Raw genomic sequence first — 15,686 nt, forward strand, 5'->3', positions numbered from 1 at the left:
TTGGCGCGATAACGGCGCAACGCAGCGTCAGTGCGGCATCACCGCAGGTGAGTTGATGGCAAAGAAACCCGATGTGGCCGAGAATTCACGTCCGGGGATTTGAAGTGATCACAAGAGAATCACTAGGGTCAGTCCTCGAACCTCCGCTCGGTTGATCGTTCACATGGGGTGGCGACGGCGGAGGCCCCGCCCACCGGCGTGTCGGTAGGCGGCTGGAGGAAGAAGGAGCTCGCCTCCGTGGCGTCCCACCGTCGTCCCAAGCAGCCGAACCGGGCACGTGTCACTGTGCTCACCACCGCTGCCGCAGCTGCCGTCGTCCTGAGCTCGCAGGCCGCCAACGCGGCCCCCAGCGAGAAGCCGAGCAAGGACGAGGTGAAGGCCAAGGTCGACAAGCTCTACGAGCAGGCTGAGCAGGCCACCGAGAAGTACAACGGCGCCAAGGAGAAGCAGGAGAAGCTCCAGAAGGAGATCTCCACGATCCAGGACAACGTCGCCAAGGGCCAGCAGGAGCTCAACGAGCTGCGTGACGGGCTCGGTTCGATGGCCAGCGCCCAGTACCGCAGCGGCGGCATGGACCCCTCGATCCAGCTCTTCCTCTCCGCCGACCCGGACGACTACCTCGACAAGGCGTCCGCCCTCGACCAGTTGAGCACCCAGCAGGTCGACGCGCTGAAGGAGATCCAGGAGAAGCAGCGCGAGCTCGCCCAGCAGCGCTCCGAAGCCTCCGGGAAGCTCGAGGACCTCGCCTCCACCCGCACCGAACTGGGCAAGAAGAAGACCGAGGTCCAGAGCAAGCTCGGCGCCGCGCAGAAGCTGCTCAACACCCTCACCGCCGAGGAGAAGGCGCAGCTCGCCGAGGAGGAGGAGCGCGCCACCCGCGCCAGCGAGCGGGAGGTCCTCAAGGCCACCAGCACCGACACCGGCAGCTCCGCCCCGGTCGGCAGCGGATCCGGCCGCGCCGGCGCCGCCTTCGCCGCCGCCCAGAGCAAGCTCGGCTCCCCGTACGTCTACGGCGCCACCGGCCCGTCCTCCTACGACTGCTCGGGTCTGACCTCCTGGGCCTACGCCCAGGCCGGCGTCGCCATCCCGCGCACCTCCGAGGCGCAGACCGGCGCGGGCACCAAGATCTACTCGGAGAGCCAGCTCCAGGTCGGCGACCTGGTCTTCTTCTTCAACGACCTGCACCACGTGGGTCTCTACGCGGGCAACGGCCAGATCATCCACGCTCCGCGCAGCGGCACCGTCGTCCGCTACGAGTCGATGAACACCATCGGCGGCCCGTTCATGTTCGGCGTCCGCGTCTGACGCGGTGCCGCGTGCCCCCGTTCGGGGGAATCGCGGCACCGCCGACCGGCCCCACGCCCCGCCTGCGACCTGCGTCGGAGGCGGGGCGTCACCGTGCGTGGCCGCCGAGGGCGTTGGTCGCCCGCCCGTCCCACGGCTACTGTCTCCCGCGTTTCTTGTCCGCCAGCGGAAGGAGCGCGGTTCCCCGTGGGGTCCCATCGCCGCCTTGAACCGTCCCCCGGCCCCGGCCGGGGCACCACCGTCACCGTCGGTCTCCTGTCCGCGGCGGCAGCCGCCCTCGGAGCCGTACCGGCCACGGCCGCCCCGCACGAAGACCCGAGGGCCGCGGTGGACCGCCTCTACGAGGAGGCAGAGCGGGCGACCGAGGCGTACAACAAGGCCGACGAGCGCGCGGACACCCTGCGGGGTCAGGTCAACGCGGTCCGGGACGAGATCGCCCGGCAGCAGGAGCGCGTCAACACCATGCGGGAGTCGCTCGGTTCGCTGGCCGGCGCCCAGTACCGCTCCGGCGGGCTCGACCCGTCCCTCGCGCTGCTGTTCTCCGACGACCCCGAGGACTACCTCGAGCGGGCCTCGGTGCTCGACCGTCTCACCGCCCGCCAGGCCGGTGAGCTGAGGGCACTCCGGGAGGCGGTGCGCTCCCTGGACCAGGACCGCGCGGAGGCTTCCCGCAAGCTCGGCGAGCTGGACCGCAGCCGCAAGGCGGTCGCCGCCCACAAGAAGACCGTCGAACGCAAACTCGCCCAGGCCCGGCGGCTGCTCGACACCCTCCCCGACGACGAACGCGCCGCGCACGGGCGGAGCGCCCGCTCCGGCCGCGGCGGCCCGCCCGTCCCGGACGGCGCCGCCGCCTCCGGCCGCGCGGCAGCCGCCGTCGCCGCCGCCCGCTCCGCTCTCGGCAAGCCCTACGTCTGGGGCGCCAACGGACCCTCCGGCTTCGACTGCTCCGGCCTGATGCAGTGGTCGTACGCGCAGGCGGGGATCGCCCTCCCGCGCACCTCGCAGGCCCAGCGCCACGCCGGCACACAGGTCCCGCTCGACCAGGCCCGGCCCGGCGACCTGGTCGTCTACCGGCCCGACGGCAGCCACGTCGGCATGTACACGGGCAACGGCCAAGTGATCCACGCCCCCTACCCCGGCGCCCCCGTGCGCTACGACCCGGTCGGCATGATGCCCGTCTCGTCGGTCACGCGGGTCTGAAGCGGGACGGGCGGGGGCCGGGGCGGGCTGCCCCGGGCGGCCCGGCGGCCGTACCCTCACAAGGGTGGCTGGTCGAAGGCGGGTGCCCGGGGTGCCGGTGGCGGCGCAGTGTCTGCTGCTCGTCTCCCTGCTCGTCGCCCTGGTCGCGTGCGGCCGGGGGCCGACCGCCGACGGCGTCCGCGCCGAGGTGCAGGCGCTGCTCGACCGGCGGGCCGACGCCGTCCTCGGCCGTGACGCCGCCGCCTACGCCCGTACCGGCACCCGGGCCGGGTACGACAGCCTGAGCGAGGTGCCCCTGGCCGACTGGAGCTACCGGGTCACCGACGTGCACCGCACCGGCGCCACCGCCACCGCCACCGCCGACCTCGGGTACCGCGTCGAAGGCTACGACCGGGCCCCCGTCACCACCGCCCGCACCCTCCGACTGAGCCGGGACGAGGACGGCCGGTGGTCCGTCGACTCCGACCGGCCCGCCGGGAAGTCCGGCCGCCAGCTGTGGGACCAGGGCGCGGTGCGCGCCGTGCACGGCGAACGGAGCCTGGTACTCGGTGTCGGCCGGCCCGACGCCGAGCTGCGCGACCACGCCGCACTGGCCGACCACGCGGTGCCCGCCGTGTCGGACGCGTGGGGAACCGACTGGCCGCGGCGCGTCGTCGTCCTGGTCCCGGGGTCCCTGGAGGACATGGCGGGACTGCTGGGCTCGCCCGCCTCCTCCTACCGGGGGATCGCGGCCGTGACCACCGGCGAGACCGGCAGCGACGCGCAGGCGCCCGCGGACCGCGTCATCGTCAACCCGGACGCCTTCGGGATGCTGGGTGACCCGGGCCGGCAGGTCGTCGTCACCCACGAGACCACCCATGTCGCCACCCGCGCCCACACCACCGCCGCGACCCCGCTGTGGCTCTCGGAGGGCTTCGCCGACTGGGTCGGCCACCGGGGCGGCGACCGCCTCCCGGCCGAGGCGGCGCCGGAACTCGCCCGCGCGGTGAGCCGCGGCGAGGTGCCCGCCGGACTGCCGGCCGACGACGACTTCGGCTTCACCGACGACGCCGACGGCCTCGCCCGCGCCTACGAGAGCGGCTGGATGGCCTGCCGCCTCGTCGCCGAGCGCTGGGGCGAGGAACGCCTCGGCGCGTTCTACCGGGCGGTGGGCGCGCACGGGCAGCGGGACGGCGCGGTCCAGGACGCGACGCGGCGCGTCCTCGGCACCACGCCGGAGGAGTTCACCGCGCAGTGGCAGGAGTACCTGCGCGAGCAGTTCGACTGAGGCGCGGGGACCGGGGTCAGGGAGAGACCGGGTTCTTCGCGGTGCGGGTCGCCGCCGTGGTGGAGGCCGGGGCGGCCGGGAGGCCATGGGTGACCGTCGAGCGCCACAGGGTGCGGGCGGCGAGGAACGTGGCCGCCACCAGCAGGCCGTTGCGCACGAACAGCAGGGTGACGCCGAGCGCGTCACTGGCCACGACGTGCGCGAACCACAACGGGAACTCGAGCATCGTCACGAACGACGCGACCAGCACCAGGGCCACCGGCGGCCGCATCCGGCTCCCGCGACGGCACAGGCAGACCGCGGCGAGCCCGACCAGCCACACCATGTACTGCGGGCTGATCACCCGGCTGGTGGTGGTGAACATCAGCACCGCCACGAACGCGGCGTCGACGAAGGTGTGCGCCTCGAAACGCCGGGCCAGCAGCCGCCACAGCAGCAGCCAGGCCAGTGCCGCCCCGCTCAGGAACATCGCGCCCGCGCTGACCCACTCCACGTACGGGCCGAGGAACTCCACCGAGCCGTAGTTCAGCAGCACCTCACCGTCCCAGCCGTGGTGCCGGGCGACGTGGAAGACCAGCGCGCCCAGCGACTCCACCTCCGTGCCCCGGTCGCGCTGGAACCCCAGGAACGCGAACGCGCCCGGCATCAGCACCGCGAACACGGCCGCCGTGCCGGCCCCGGTCACCACGGCCGTCACCCACGCGGAACGCCGGCGCACACCGAGCAGCAGCATCGCCGGCCACACCTTCAGCAGCGCGCCGAACGCCGCCAGCGCCCCCAGCAGCCGGGGACGCCGCGTCCCGGCCAGCAGCGTGGCCACCGCCACCGCGGTCACCATCATGTCGTAGCGGGCGTAGACCGTCGGCCCGAGCAGCGGCACACCCGCCACCCACACCCAGGCACCGAGCCGGGTTCGGCCCGGCCTTCCGCCCGCGTACAGCAGCAGGGCCAGGGTGGCCAGGTCGGCGAGGAACACCAGGACGAAGAACGCGGTCGCGTACTGCAGGAACGGCAGCAGACCGGGAGAGAGGACCGCCAGGGCCGCCGCGGGCGGGTACTGCCAGGTGACGTCGTCCAGCGGGAACGTTCCGGCGCGCAGGACGTCGTACCACTCCCGGTAGATCACGGACACGTCGCTGGTGACGTCCGGGCCGGGGAAGACGACCACCTTCAGGACGAACAGCAGCAGCAGCGCCCTCGTCAGTCCCCACACCAGCAGAGGCCGCAACAGGGCCTGCCGGCGTACCGGAGGCCGGGCCGGGGACCCGCGCCATCCTGTCGTGTCCACGTAATCCCTGCCCGTCCCTGCCCGTCCCTGCGCGTCCCTGTGAGGTCCTGAGGGGCCATGATGTCCCGCGCCCCTGTGAGAGTGCCACAGCGGCCCGCCGCGCCCGCGGACCGGGCGCACCGGTTCGGTAAGGTCTGCCCCGATGCACAAGACGTTGATCGTGACCAACGACTTCCCGCCCAGGCCGGGCGGTATCCAGGCGTTCCTGCACAACATGGCGCTGCGCCTGGATCCCGCACAGGTCGTCGTGTACGCCTCGACCTGGAAACGCTCCCGGGAGGGCGTCCGGGCGACGGCCGACTTCGACGCCGAGCAGCCCTTCGCCGTCGTACGCGCCCGTACGCCGTTGCTGCTGCCGACCCCGCAGGCGACCCGGCAGGCCGCCGGGCTGCTGCGTGAACACGGCTGCACCTCGGTCTGGTTCGGGGCGGCCGCGCCGCTCGGGCTGATGGCACCGGCGCTGCGCCGGGCGGGCGCCGAGCGGATCGTGGCCACCACCCACGGCCACGAGGCGGGCTGGGCACAGCTGCCCGCGGCCCGGCAACTGCTGCGCCGAATCGGGCAGTCCACGGACACGATCACCTACCTCGGCGAGTACACGCGTGCGCGGATCGCCGGCGCGCTCACGCCCGAGGCCGCCGCGCGGATGGCGCAGCTGCCGCCCGGGGTCGACGAGAAGACCTTCCACCCCGGCTCCGGCGGCGACGAGGTCCGGGCCCGGCTCGGCCTGACGGACCGTCCGGTGGTCGTCTGCGTCTCCCGGCTGGTGCCGCGCAAGGGACAGGACACGCTGATCCGGGCGATGCCCGCGATCCTCGCCGCCGAGCCGGACGCCGTTCTGCTGATCGTCGGCGGCGGGCCCTACGGGAAGGACCTGCGCCGGCTCGCGCACGACACCGGGGTGGCCGGCTCCGTGCGCTTCACCGGCGCCGTGCCCTGGTCCGAACTGCCCGCCCACTACGGCGCCGGCGACGTCTTCGCGATGCCGTGCAGGACCCGGCGCGGGGGACTGGACGTCGAAGGGCTCGGGATCGTCTACCTGGAGGCCTCCGCGACCGGCCTGCCCGTCGTTGCCGGCGACTCGGGCGGTGCCCCCGACGCGGTCCTCGACGGTGAGACCGGCTGGGTCGTCCGAGGCGACACCCCCGCCGAGTCCGCCGACCGCGTCATCGCCCTCCTCGCCGACCCCGGGCTCCGCCACCGCATGGGCGAACGGGGCCGGGCCTGGGTCGAGGAGAAATGGCGCTGGGACCTTCTGGCGGAAACCCTGAGAACCCTGCTCCGGCCCGGAACCGGCCCCTCCGGCGTCTGAGGGGGCGGCGGAGCGGGGAGGACCAGGGGGAGGAGCAGGGGCCCGGGGGCAGAGCCCTCGGGGCTCGGCAGGGGAAGGGGCGGTGGGTGCGGAGAGCCCTACGCCGAGTAGATCGCCTCGACCTCGTGGGCGAAGTCCTTCGCCACCACGTTCCGCTTCAGCTTCAACGACGGAGTCAGATGCCCCGACTCCTCCGTGAACTGCGAGGGCAGCACCCGGAACTTCCGCACCGACTCGGCCTTGGAAACCGCCGCGTTCCCGTCGTCGACGGCATTCTGGATCACCGCCAGCAGCTCGGGGTCCTCGCACAGCGACGCCGCCGTCGATCCCTCCGGCTTCCCGTGCTCCGCCGCCCAGCGCCCCAGGAACTCCTCGTCGAGCGTGACCAGCGCGCCCACGAACGGCCGTCCGTCGCCGACGACCATGCACTCCGCGATCAGCGCGTGCGCGCGGATCCGGTCCTCGATCACCGCCGGGGCGACGTTCTTGCCGCCCGCCGTGACGAGTATCTCCTTCTTGCGGCCGGTGATCCGCAGATACCCGTCCTCGTCGAGGGTGCCGATGTCACCGGTGTGGAACCATCCGTCGGTGAGCGCCTCCGCGGTCGCGGCCGGGTTGTTCCAGTACTCCTTGAACAGGTGCTCGCCGTGCAGCAGCACCTCGCCGTCGTCGGCGATGCGGACCACCGACCCGGGCAGCGGCTGCCCGACCGTGCCGATCTTCTGCCGGTCCCAGGGGTTGAACGTGGTGGCCGCACACGACTCGGTGAGCCCGTAGCCCTCCAGCACCGTGAAACCGATGCCGCGGAAGAAGTGGCCGAGGCGCTCGCCCAGCGGGGCGCCGCCGGAGATGGCGGCCTCGCCGCGCCCGCCGAGTACCGCGCGCAGCTTGCCGTACACGAGTTTGTCGAACACCTTGTGCTTGATCCTCAGGCCGAGGGACGGCCCCGACGGCGTGTCCAGCGCCTTGCTGTACGCGATCGCGGTGTCCGCCGCCTTGTCGAAGATCTGGCCCTTGCCGTCGGCCCGGGCCTTGGCGCGCGCCGAGTTGTAGACCTTCTCGAAGACCCGCGGCACGCCCAGGATCAACGTCGGCCGGAACGCGGCCAGTTCGTCGGTGAGCTGCTTGATGTCGGGGACGCAGCCCAGCTTGATCGGCGCGATCATCGGCGCGATCTGCACCAGCCGGCCGAAGACGTGCGCGAGCGGGAGGAAGAGCAGGACCGAGCATTCGCCGGTCCGGAACAGGGGACGCAGCCGCTCCACGACGTTGCCGCACTCGGCGAAGAAGCTGCGGTGGGTGAGCACACAGCCCTTGGGACGGCCGGTGGTGCCGGAGGTGTAGATGATGGTCGCCGGGTCGTCGGCCCCGGCGACGGAGCTGCGTTCCTCGACCGTCTCGTCGGTGACGTCCCGTCCGAGGCGGCGCAGCTCCTCGACCGCACCGCCCTCGCCGTCCTCGCCCGTGCCGCGGTCGATCCGCCACACGTGCTTCAGCGCCGGCAGCCGGTCGCGCACCGCGTCGACCGTGGCCGCGTGGGAGTCCGACTCCACCACACAGGCGGTGGCGCCGGAGTCGCCGAGGATCCAGGCCACCTGCTCCGGTGAGCTCGTCTCGTACACCGGCACCGTGACCGCGCCGGCGCTCCAGATCGCGAAGTCGAGCAGCGTCCACTCGTAGCGGGTGCGCGACATCAGGGCGACCCGCTCTCCGGGCCGGACCCCGGAGGCGATGAGTCCCTTGGCGGCCGTCCTTACCTCGGCGAGGAAGGCGGTGGCCGTCACGTCCTGCCACACGCCACCGACCTTGCGGGCGATGACGGCCACCTCGGGGTGCTGCGCGGCGTTTCTGCGGACTATGTCGGTCAGATTGCCGTCCGCAGGGACCTCGTACAAAGCCGGAAGGCTGAACTCGCGCAAGACTGCTGCTCCTCTTAGGGCGCCGGCGCCACGACGGTGTGCGATGCGACGACAGTGCGGTCCAAGGCTCGGGCGGGTGCTCGAAGATTCACCTGTTGAAATCCTGAGCACGACTGGACCGCCCGGACGTTACCCGCCGGTATGGCCGGAACGACAGGGGGGTCCGACGAGATGTTCGCTGCGTCACACAAGTTGGTGAACGGGTTGATTGCCATCGCGCACAGTAGTCCACGCCCCTGAGGGGGAGCCAGTACGCGCAGGTCCGGCCGCCACTGTTCACAGGGGCCGCCCTCTGGCTACGCTTGATCGCCATGGCATCCACACCGGCCGGAAACCGCCGTACGCGCGTTCACGTGGTCAGCGACGTCCACGGCAACGCCCGCGACCTGGCCACGGCCGGCGAGGGCGCCGACGCCCTGATCTGCCTGGGCGACCTGGTGCTCTTCCTGGACTACGCCGACCACTCGCGCGGCATCTTCCCCGACCTGTTCGGCACCGAGAACGCCGACCGCATCGTGGAACTGCGCACCGCGCGGCGCTTCGAGGAGGCGCGCGCCTTCCAGGCCCGGCTGTGGGCGGGCATCGGCGCGGACCGCGCCGCGGCGATCCACAAGGCGGTGCGGGGGCAGTACGCCGAGATGTTCGCCGCCTTCCCCGCCCCCACGTACGCCACGTACGGCAATGTCGACATCCCGGCCCTGTGGCCGGAGTACGCGGGGCCGGGCACCACCGTCCTCGACGGCGAGCGGGTGGAGATCGGCGGCCGGGTCTTCGGCTTCGTCGGCGGCGGACTGCGCACGCCCATGCGCACGCCGTACGAGATCGGCGACGAGGAGTACGCGGCGAAGGTCGAGGCCGTCGGCGAGGTCGACGTGCTGTGCACGCACATTCCGCCGGAGGTTCCGGAGCTGGTGTACGACACCGTCGCGCGCCGTTTCGAGCGCGGCAGCCGCGCCCTGCTGGACGCCATCCACCGCACCCGGCCCCGGTACGCGCTGTTCGGGCACGTGCACCAGCCGCTGGTGCGGCGCATGCGGGTCGGGGCCACCGAATGCGTGAACGTGGGGCACTTCGCGAGCCGGGGCCGGCCCTGGGTGCTCGAATGGTGAGGATGCCCCAGGTCGGGTGACGTGCTCCGGCGGGGTGCGCGATAGCCTTCCGCTGCACGGGCGTGCGCGTGGGCCGCGCACGGCGATCCGACTACGGCCCGCATCTGGAGGAGCCACGGCGATGGCGGAACACACCAGCTCGAGCATCACGATCGAGGCGGAACCGGCCGAGGTCATGGAGGTGATCGCCGACTTCGCCCGCTATCCGGACTGGACCGGCGAGGTGAAGGAGGCGGAAGTCCTCGCGACCGACGGCCAGGGCCGTGCCGAGCAGGTACGCCTCGTCATGGACGCCGGCGCGATCAAGGACGACCAGACCCTCGGGTACACCTGGACCGGCGAGCACGAGGTGTCCTGGACGCTGGTGAAGTCCCAGATGCTGCGCTCCCTCGACGGCTCCTACCTGCTGAGGCCGGCCGGTGCGGGCACCACCGAGGTCACCTACCGGCTCACCGTCGACGTCAAGATCCCGATGCTCGGAATGATCAAGCGCAAGGCCGAGAAGGTCATCATCGACCGGGCCCTGGCGGGACTGAAGAAGCGGGTGGAGTCCGGCGAGGAGCCGGGCGCCGCGTAGCACCGGCCGCGGGGGCGACGGCGCCGGCCGGACGCGGGTGCGTGCACCGGTACCGTTCATCCCCATGCGCACCCTCCTGATCACGGGCCCCGGCGGCAACGGACGTACCACCGTCGCGGCGGCCACCGCGCTCGCCGCCGCCCGTGCGGGCGCCCGTGTCCTGCTGCTCGGCACCGACCGGACGGACACGTTGGGAACGGTGCTGGGCACGCCCGTCACCGCCGCGCCCGCCGAGGTCCTCCCGGGCCTCACCGCACGGCGGGTCGACGCCGGCGAGGACTTCCGCGCCGACCTGGCCGCACTGCAGGACCGGGCCGCCTCGGCGCTCGACCTGCTCGGCGCGTCCCGGCTCGACCCCGAGGAGTTCGGCCCGCTGCCCGGCGCCGAGGAACTCGCCGTACTGCGCGCCCTGCGGGACGCCGCGCTGCCGGACGTGTACGACCTGCTCGTCGTCGACCTGCCGCCCGCCGAGCGGGCCCTCGCCCTGTTCGCCCTCCCCGAGGACCTCCGCCGCGGCATGCGCAGGCTGCTCCCGCCCGAACGCCAGGCCGCCCGCGCCCTGCGCCCCGTGCTCGGCCGCCTCGCCGGGGTCCCGATGCCCGCGGACTGGCTGTACGGCACGGCCGCCCGGTGGGACACCGAACTGGCCGCCGTCGAAGCCGTCCTCGCCGACCGGGACACCGCCGTGCGGCTGGTCGCCGAACCCGGTCCCGCGGGCGCCGACGCCGTACGCACCGCGGGTCTCGGCCTCGCCCTGCGCGGACTGCGCACCGACGTGCTGGTCGCCGGCCGGGTACTGCCCGAGAGCGTCGACGACAGCTGGCTCGCCGGCCCGGCCGCCCAGCAGCGCAAGACGCTGGACGAGTGGCGCCAGACGTACGACGTCCACTCCGTCGCCCACCTCGGCCGCGACCCGCGCGGCCCGGACGACCTGACCGCGCTCGCCGTCCCGGGCGTGCCCCGGGTGCCCCGCGCACCCGGCGTCGAGGCGGGACCCGCCACGGCCGGGTGGCCCGTCACCGACCGGCTCGCCGACGAGGGCGTCCTGGTCTGGCACATCCCGCTGCCCGGCGCCCGGCGCGAGGAACTGGACCTGATCCGGCACGGCGACGCACTCGCCGTCACCGCGGGACCGTTCCGCCGGACGGTCCCGCTGCCCTCCGTGCTGCGCCGCTGCACCGTCGACGGCGCGGCCCTGCGCGAGGAGGAACTGCGCATCCGGTTCCGGCCTGATCCGCGCCTGTGGCCGCGCACCCCGTGAAGCCGGTACGCCCGTTCGGGTACCGTCGGAGAGGCCGACCGTAGTCAGGAGTCCGTCATGAGCGAACAGCTCCCCCCGCCCGACGACACCGGGGACGCGCCCGTGGGCGGCTCCGCGTCCGACGCGCGCACGGCCGCCGTCGGCGACGCACGGCCCGGGGACGCCGGCCCACGGGCCGTCGACGCGGACGCCTGGGCGACGGCGTGCGCCGAGGACCTCGAGGCGGAGAGCGCCCGCCGCCGCGCCCGGTACGGACCGCCGCCCGCCTCGGCCGCCGAGGAGCTGCGCAAGCTCGTCGACGTGGTCGCCGAGAAGTTCGACCAGCTCACCGGGGGCCGGTCACCGCTGTTCGGCGCGGTCGCCGGACCGGCCGCGCAGCAGGCGGTGCGCCAGGTCGTCCAGCAGGCCAAGGCGGCCGTGGAACCGGTCGTCGAACGCAACCCCGACGTCTTCGACCACCTCGCCGCCGCCGGCAACGAGCTCCTCGCCGCCTACCGCTCCGCGGTCCAGGACCAGGAACGCCGCTGGACCACCCGCGACCCCCGCCCCTGGGACCCGGACGAGGCCGAGGACGCCCCCGGCGCCGAGGACGCCGGAGGCGGGAGCGGGAAAGACGACCGCGGCAACGGCGGCGACGCGGGCGACGACCGCCGCCGCAACCGTGGCGACGAGCCCGGCCCCGGCGGGGAACGCATCGACCTGGACTGAGGGTGTCCGATATCGGGAAGCCGGCGCCAGGGCCTCGGGTACCGTGGGCGGTAGCGGGGCTCGACCGGAACTGAGGGATTCATGGGACTCACCATCGGCGTCGACATCGGCGGCACCAAGATCGCGGCCGGCGTGGTCGATGAGGACGGCAACATCCTCTCGGTCCACAAGGTGCCGACCCCGGGCACGCCCGACGGCATCGTGGACGCCATCGCCTCCGCGGTGGACGGAGCACGCACGGGCAACGAGATCGTCGGCGTGGGAATCGGTGCGGCCGGATACGTCAACCGCCAGCGCTCGACGGTGTACTTCGCCCCCAACATCGACTGGCGCCAGGAGCCGCTGAAGGACAAGGTCGAGGCCCGCGTGGGTCTCCCGGTCGTCGTGGAGAACGACGCGAACGCGGCGGCCTGGGGCGAGTACAAGTTCGGCGCCGGCAAGGGCCACCGCAACGTCATCTGCATCACGCTCGGCACCGGTCTCGGCGGCGGCGTCATCATCGGCAACAAGCTGCGCCGGGGCCACTTCGGCGTGGCCGCCGAGTTCGGGCACATCCGCATGGTGCCGGACGGCCTGCTGTGCGGCTGCGGCTCGCAGGGCTGCTGGGAGCAGTACGCCTCCGGCCGCGCCCTCGTCCGGTACGCCACCCAGCGCGCCAACGCGACCCCGGAGAACGCGGAGACGCTGCTCGCCCTCGGCGACGGCACCCCCGACGGCATCGAGGGCAAGCACGTCTCCATGGCCGCCCGCCAGGGCGACCCGGTGGCCGTCGACTCCTACCGGGAGCTCGCCCGGTGGGTCGGCGCCGGCCTCGCCGACCTGGCCTCCCTCTTCGACCCCTCCGCCTTCATCGTCGGCGGCGGTCTCTCCGACGAGGGGGAACTGCTCCTCGACCCGATCCGCAAGTCGTACAAGCGCTGGCTGGTGGGCGGGAACTGGCGCCCGGTCGCCGACGTCCGGGCCGCCGAGCTCGGGAACAAGGCCGGCCTGGTGGGGGCGGCCGACCTGGCCCGGGAACCCGACCCCATCATGTGACACCCCCCGTCTGCGACGCCGCCCGCCCGCTCCCCTCCCGGGGCCACGGCGGGCGTCGTCGTTCCCGCGCCCGGCTCCGCTCCGGAGCCGGACCGTCCGGCACGTTCGCACCGCCGGCCGGGTGGCTCCGTCGGGTGATGCCGGCCGCCCGTGCGCGTGCCCGGGGCGGGACCCGGAGGCGGTGGCCCGGGCCGAGCACCCGGACCGGCCCGTACGCGTCGGCCCGTACGGCGCTTTCGCGCGTGCGGGTCGGCGTATCTTGATCCGCATGGCGACGACTCCGCTGCTGCCCGACTCCCGGACAGAGCCCGACGGTTCGGCCGTGGTCCGTGTCCTGAGCTACAACATCCGGTCGATGTACGACGACACGGACGCCCTTGCCCGGGTGATCACCGCCTGCGCCCCCGACCTGGTCCTGGTCCAGGAGGCGCCGCGGTTCTTCCGCTGGCGCAAGAAACTGGCCCGGCTGGCCCGCGCCTCCGGACTGGTGACCCTCTCCGGGGGAGCCACGGCCGCGGGTCCCGCGATCCTGTGCTCGCTGCGGGCGACCGTCGAGCGCACCGAGGACCTCCTGCTGCCGCGCACCCCGGGACTGCACCGGCGCGGCTTCGCCACCGCCGTCGTACGGTTCGGCGGGGTCCGGCTCGGGGTACTGAGCTGCCATCTGTCGCTGGCGAGGGACGAGCGGTACGCGCAGGGCGGCATGCTCCTCGACCGGCTCGCCGGGATGGGCGTCGACCACGCGGTCGCGGGCGGCGACGTCAACGAGCGGCCGGACGGCCGCACCTTCCGGCGGCTGGGCGACTCCCTCACGGACTGCTGGGCCGCCGAGCCCTGGGGCGGCGAGTACACCTCGACGCCCGCCGAGCCGCACCAGCGCATCGACGCCCTGTTCGCCACCAGGGGCGTCGAGGTCCTGGGCTGCGGCGTCCCGCTCGACCAGCCGGGGGTGACCGAGGCCGACCTGAGGGCGGCCACCGACCACCTGCCGGTCCTGGCCGCGCTCAGAGTACCGGCCGCGTAGTGCGCGCGGGCGAGCGGTCCGCTCTCAGACCACCGCGCCCCGGCCCGGATCGTCGTCCTCCTCGTCGCCGGTGCGCATCCGCGTCACCAGCGTGGCGAAACCGCCCAGGAAGCCGCCGATGCAGAGCGTGGTCAGCCACCAGGTCATCTCCCAGCCGAGCAGGATCGCCAGCAGGAGCAGCACCGGGCCGCCCAGCACTCCCAGCCACGCGAACCTGGACGTCACGTCGGCCTCGGGCAGCGGCGGGGGCTCCGGCGGGACGAAGTGGCCCTCGTCGCCGTCGTCGACGTCCTCCTCCGACGGCTCGGACACGCTGTAGTCGCGCGGACCGCCCACGCCCGGGGCGAAGGCGACCGAACCGCCCAGCGGCTTGACCGGTTCGTCCCCGGCCCGCGTCGGAGCCTCGGCCGGTGCCCCGTCGTCGGCGGCCCCGGTACGGGTGTCGGTGTTGGTGTCGGACTCCAGCAGCGCCAGATCCTCGACCGACTTGAACGGCTTGGCACCCGCCGGGTCCGGCGGCTCGTCACCGTACCCGGCGACGATCGCCTCCCACGCGGCATCCTCGTCCAAGGGAACGCCCTGGTCCCGACGGGCCGGGCTGCTGCCGTCACGCCCCTGGCCCGCACGTGCCTCGCCCGCCTCGCGCCCCTCCTGGTCCTCACGCCTTTCGCGGTCCTCGCGGTCCGAGTCATGCTCAGCCACCTGTGGTCGTCCCTTCCTTGCCGAGACCGGGCTCCTTGACGGCGCCGGGTGCGAGCCGGCCGATGAACGCGGTGCTCTCCCGGAAGATCCGCTCCGCGTCGTAGTCCAACGTCGCCACGTGGTAGCTCTGTTCCAGCAGGACCTCCGTCACGTCGAGCGACGAGACGCGGCCGAGGATCCGGGCCGAGTCGGCGGGCGGCACCACGTGGTCCCGCGGACTGCGCAGCAGCAGCAGCGGCTGGGTGACCTGGGGAAGCTCGCCGTCGAGCATGCGCAGGAAGGTGCGCAGGGAGTGGGCCGCGTGCAGCGGCACCCGGTCGTAGCCCAACTCCTCGACCGACGGCTTGGCGATGTCGCTCGCGATGCCCTTCGTCGCCGGAACGAGATGACGGAGCACCGGGAGGGCGTGCGCGGCCACACCGTGCACCCGGTTCGCCGGGTTGACGACCACGACCCCGCTCACCGCGTCGCCGTGCCGCGCGGCCAGGCGCAGGGCCAGCGCGCCGCCCATGGACAGACCGGCCACGAACACGCGCGAGCAGCGGTCCCGCAGCAGTCGCAGCGCGCGGTCCACCTCTGCGTACCAGTCCTGCCAGCCGGTGGCCCGCAGGTCCTCCCAGCGGGTGCCGTGCCCCGGGAGCAGCGGCAGCGAGACGGTCAGGCCGTGCGCGGCGAAATGCTCCGCCCACGGGCGCAGTGACTGAGGCGAACCGGTGAAGCCGTGGCAGAGGAGGACAGCGGCCTCCCCGCCCTCGTGGCGATACGGCTCGGCTCCGGTCAGGAGCGGCACTTTCGGCCTCCCGGTCGTAAGAGTCGTCAAGGGCGTGGACGTCGTGGAGAGGGTCGAGGAGGTCCACGGGCCGCACACGGGTTGCAGGAACTTCACCGTACGCGACCGTACTGACACCGACCAGGGCCGTCGGAGCCATTGACGGTGCTCCGGGTTAGGGTCTGTGCCACACGCACAGGAAGGCACTCG

14 protein-coding genes are annotated in these 15,686 nt (G+C 73.4%); 10 read left to right on the forward strand and 4 right to left on the reverse strand.

The genetic code is table 11. The features are described from left to right. Positions 1–237: 237 nt before the first annotated feature. The 3 genes from TU30_RS06715 (at position 238) to TU30_RS06725 (ending at position 3,772) form a co-directional block, all read left to right on the forward strand. Positions 238–1,305 (forward strand): C40 family peptidase, encoded by a 1,068-nt coding sequence (locus tag TU30_RS06715; protein WP_042166573.1) that lies wholly within the window; start codon positions 238–240, stop codon positions 1,303–1,305. Positions 1,306–1,491: 186 nt separating this feature from the next. After that, complete coding sequence (locus TU30_RS06720) at positions 1,492–2,505, forward strand: NlpC/P60 family protein (protein ID WP_042165848.1); 1,014 nt, start codon at positions 1,492–1,494, stop codon at positions 2,503–2,505. 64 nt (positions 2,506–2,569) lie between these two features. Beyond that, a complete protein-coding gene (locus TU30_RS06725) occupies positions 2,570–3,772 on the forward strand; it encodes a lipoprotein (protein ID WP_042165849.1) in 1,203 nt (400 codons plus the stop codon). Positions 3,773–3,788: 16 nt separating this feature from the next. Here the strand turns inward: TU30_RS06725 and TU30_RS06730 are convergent, their stop codons facing one another. After that, on the reverse strand, positions 3,789–5,060 hold the full coding sequence (locus TU30_RS06730) for a glycosyltransferase family 87 protein (protein WP_042165850.1): 1,272 nt from the start codon (positions 5,058–5,060) through the stop codon (positions 3,789–3,791). A 142-nt stretch (positions 5,061–5,202) separates the two neighbouring features. Here TU30_RS06730 and TU30_RS06735 point away from each other — a divergent pair, with 142 nt between their 5' ends. Further along, a complete protein-coding gene (locus TU30_RS06735) occupies positions 5,203–6,372 on the forward strand; it encodes a glycosyltransferase family 4 protein (protein ID WP_042165851.1) in 1,170 nt (389 codons plus the stop codon). Positions 6,373–6,470: 98 nt separating this feature from the next. On the opposite strand, the gene TU30_RS06740 is transcribed toward TU30_RS06735, so the two are convergent. After that, the gene (locus TU30_RS06740) at positions 6,471–8,291 is read right to left on the reverse strand and encodes a long-chain fatty acid--CoA ligase (RefSeq protein ID WP_042165853.1); all 1,821 of its coding nucleotides are present in this window, start codon (positions 8,289–8,291) and stop codon (positions 6,471–6,473) included. Positions 8,292–8,602: 311 nt separating this feature from the next. On the opposite strand from TU30_RS06740, the gene TU30_RS06745 reads away from it, so the two are divergent. From TU30_RS06745 to TU30_RS06770, 6 genes are all read left to right on the forward strand, one after another. Beyond that, entirely contained in the window at positions 8,603–9,400 is a 798-nt protein-coding gene (locus TU30_RS06745) for a metallophosphoesterase (RefSeq protein WP_078878152.1), read from the forward strand. 121 nt (positions 9,401–9,521) lie between these two features. Continuing rightward, positions 9,522–9,977, forward strand: coding sequence for an SRPBCC family protein (locus tag TU30_RS06750; protein WP_042165859.1), 456 nt, complete (start codon positions 9,522–9,524; stop codon positions 9,975–9,977). A 64-nt stretch (positions 9,978–10,041) separates the two neighbouring features. Beyond that, positions 10,042–11,238 carry an ArsA family ATPase gene (locus TU30_RS06755; protein WP_042165862.1) on the forward strand — a complete coding sequence of 399 codons (1,197 nt, stop codon included), beginning with the start codon at positions 10,042–10,044 and terminating at the stop codon, positions 11,236–11,238. A 57-nt stretch (positions 11,239–11,295) separates the two neighbouring features. Then, positions 11,296–11,946, forward strand: a complete 651-nt coding sequence (locus TU30_RS06760) for a DUF5304 domain-containing protein (RefSeq protein WP_042165864.1) — start codon at positions 11,296–11,298, stop codon at positions 11,944–11,946. 81 nt (positions 11,947–12,027) lie between these two features. Further along, on the forward strand, positions 12,028–12,981 hold the full coding sequence (locus tag TU30_RS06765; protein ID WP_042165866.1) for an ROK family glucokinase: 954 nt from the start codon (positions 12,028–12,030) through the stop codon (positions 12,979–12,981). Between the two features lie 268 nt (positions 12,982–13,249). After that, positions 13,250–14,005: an endonuclease/exonuclease/phosphatase family protein gene (locus TU30_RS06770; protein ID WP_042166577.1), complete on the forward strand. Its 756-nt coding sequence runs from the start codon at positions 13,250–13,252 to the stop codon at positions 14,003–14,005. Positions 14,006–14,029: 24 nt separating this feature from the next. Here the strand turns inward: TU30_RS06770 and TU30_RS06775 are convergent, their stop codons facing one another. Further along, positions 14,030–14,707, reverse strand: a complete 678-nt coding sequence (locus tag TU30_RS06775) for a hypothetical protein (protein ID WP_042165869.1) — start codon at positions 14,705–14,707, stop codon at positions 14,030–14,032. Further along, on the reverse strand, positions 14,700–15,497 hold the full coding sequence (locus TU30_RS06780) for a carboxylesterase (RefSeq protein ID WP_042165870.1): 798 nt from the start codon (positions 15,495–15,497) through the stop codon (positions 14,700–14,702). Before TU30_RS06780 ends, TU30_RS06775 begins: the two co-directional genes overlap by 8 nt. Between the last annotated feature and the right edge of the window lie 189 nt (positions 15,498–15,686).

The organism is Streptomyces sp. NBRC 110035 (genome assembly GCF_000829695.1).
Classification (GTDB): domain Bacteria; phylum Actinomycetota; class Actinomycetes; order Streptomycetales; family Streptomycetaceae; genus Streptomyces.